General features: G+C 65.4%; 2 protein-coding genes. Both read right to left on the bottom strand.

Going from position 1 to position 2,590, the window contains the following annotated elements; genetic code table 11:
* Positions 1–1,009: S1 family peptidase (locus ABZZ74_RS53575; protein WP_356951362.1), on the bottom strand; the 1,009-nt coding region annotated here is incomplete at its 3' end.
* 401 nt (positions 1,010–1,410) lie between these two features.
* On the bottom strand, positions 1,411–2,490 hold the full coding sequence (locus ABZZ74_RS53570) for an IS1380 family transposase (protein ID WP_356951363.1): 1,080 nt from the start codon (positions 2,488–2,490) through the stop codon (positions 1,411–1,413).
* Positions 2,491–2,590: the final 100 nt, after the last annotated feature.

The raw sequence follows: 2,590 nt of genomic DNA, 5'->3' as shown, positions 1-2,590 counted from the left end.
CGCCGAGTACGCCACTTCCGTTCGGGACGGTGACAGGGGCGCCGCTGTCACCGGGTATGGCGCACAGACTGGTCTTTACTACGCCGCTGATCTGGTCGTTATTCGTTGAGCTAAAGTAACTCGCATTCAAGTCGAGGACTTGGCCGCAGTTGTATTCGGTCGATGAGCCTCGCATGCACACGGTCGACCCGGTTGTGGAGACTGTGTATCCGCCGCGAACGGGCTGCGGGCCATTCTGTGTGTACGACCAGGGCTGTGGCTGCCAGGTGGCGTAGTCGTTCAGGGCAATGGTCGAGAAATCATTCGGCCCGAGCTCGCTGTGACTGGTGGATCCGATTTGTGAATTTCCACGGAACCATTTGCTGCCGACGCCTCCGCAATGGCCTGCAGTAAGCAGGTAGTTGAAGTGGAAGCCCGAGCTCTGCTTCGGTGTAATCAGGAATCCGCTGGTACACCGGACACCCCCAGGAGCGTCCCGATTGATGGTCAGCCCCGCATACAGGTCGGCTCGGGCGGCGTTGGTGGAAGCAGACGTTGCCGGAGTGGCCATCCTTCGAGCCGGGGCCGGGGAGTGCTTGATGACCACAGCACCTTTGTAGTCACGTGCCGGGGTGAACGACTGACCGTGGGGCACGTCGATCACTACCGCGTCGGCGTGGGGATCTATCCCCAACGAGCTGCCCCGCGGCAGCTGCGTCCGGTTCAGCTCGCTCTCCAGACGCACCAGCTGACGGGAAGCATGCCGGACAATCCGTGCGTGCGCCCCGGCAGCCTCGACTGTATGCGCGTCCTCGGCATTGAGGACGTTGACCACCAAGTCGCCATTGGCAGGGTCGATCCACGCCCCGGCCTGTCGCTCCCCCAACCGCTTGAGCAGCCTTGCGCTCAGCGCGTCCAGGCCCGCCTGGGCCGCAAAGCGCCGCCGCGCCTCGGCTTCCGACAAGCCCAGATTCCGGCGCAAACTAGCCACCGCAGCCCGGTTTAACTCGCGACTCTGCTCGCTCTCCAATGCCTTCAGGGTCTTGGACGACCCTCCCGCCCCCGGTGAGTGAGTGCCAGACGCCGCGACCTGGCCGACGGGCACGAGCGCCAGGCAACCGACCAGCACCGCCCCCAGCGCCCAACTCTTTTTCCGCCTGATTAACATAAGTCCCTTCCCTTCCTTTCCTTTAAGGAACGCTCACCATTTCATGCGGAAACCCACTTCCGGAAGAGTCATATGCCCCTCAAATGCGCCTCGTGTAATCGCCGTCACATCACCCTCGATCCACCGCGTTAATTCTGATCACGGGTGTCAGGCGGGTTCCGGGTGTTTCTTCGGGACGCGGGCAGCGGCGATCGCCGGGTGGCCGTCCGGTGCGGGGTCTCCGAGGTCTTTCGGGTCGTGGGCGGGCAGGGCGGTCGTGCGGGTCAGGTGACCATGCGCTGTCCGGTCGTTGTCCACAGGTCCGTGAAGTCGTCGGCCCAGCGCCAGAATTGAGGCAGATGGAGGGTGACGCGGCGGGCGCCGGTGGCGATCCGGGCGGGGATGTTGATCAGGTGGCGGCGGATGGTGCCGGTCCGTGCCCTGGCGTGGAAGACGGAGGCTAGGTGGCCGGCGGCCCGGGTGAGGTTGTAGGCGGTGGCTGCGGGGGTGAGCCAGGCGGCGTTCGCGGTGAACTTCCCCGACGGAAGATGGGCGAGCGCGGAGTCCTCCCGATCGGCGAAGACCTGCTCCACGACGGCGTGTTCGCGGTGCATGGGTTCGGCCTGGGCCAAGATGAACGGGCTGTCGGTGAAGATGACGTGGTGGCGCCAAACGCCGAACAGCTCGGCCTGCCCCTCGGGCACGGACTTCGGGTTGAGGCGTTTCACGCGCCGCACGATGAGCCGGGCCGTGGTGTGGAAGGCCTTCTTCTTGCTGGTGAACGCGGTGAAGGGGACCTCGGCGATCTCGGCGTCGGAGATCCAGCGTTCCTCCTCGGCGTCCCAGATGGCGTCGGTGTACTTGATCGGCGTCCAGGCGTCCTCGGCGATGTGCGCGATGGCCTCACGGATCTTCTTCTTGACCGCGACCGCGAGCGAGAACCGTGCGCCGGCCGTGCGGCAGACCTCGACGACCTTGTGGGAGAAGTACGCGGAGTCGGCGCGGACGATGATCTGCGCGGTGATGCCCATCGCCCGCACGGTGGCCAGCGCCTCGCGCAGCAGACTCGCCGCGCCCTTGCCGGAGTTGGCAGAGCCCTTGCGCAGCCTCGTTGCCACGATCACCGGCGCGCAGGTGCCCGTCTTGACCGTGACGATCTGGAAGTGCAGACCACGCTGCTTGGTGTAGCCGAACGATGCGCATTGCTTGGCCGGGCCGTAGACCTGCTTGACCTTGGAGTCGATGTCCACGAACACCACCTCGTCCCGCTTCGGGACCAGACCGGTGTGTGCGGCAAGAGTGCAGGTGAACGCCCGGGCGGCGGACTCGAGTTGGCGTACGTGCCCCCAGGTGAAGGCCCGCAGGAAGGCCCGACCGGCAGCAGCAGCACCACGAAGATGATCATGATGAGCAGCAGCATGATCGGGTCGAGCTGCTCCGGCTGACGGTGGGCCGAGGGACCGA

The sequence above is a fragment of the Streptomyces sp. NPDC006476 genome (genome assembly GCF_040612015.1).
GTDB lineage: Bacteria > Actinomycetota > Actinomycetes > Streptomycetales > Streptomycetaceae > Streptomyces > Streptomyces griseorubiginosus_B.
The sequence above is the reverse complement of the archived record's forward strand: the minus strand, read 5'-3'. Positions and strand labels throughout refer to the sequence as shown.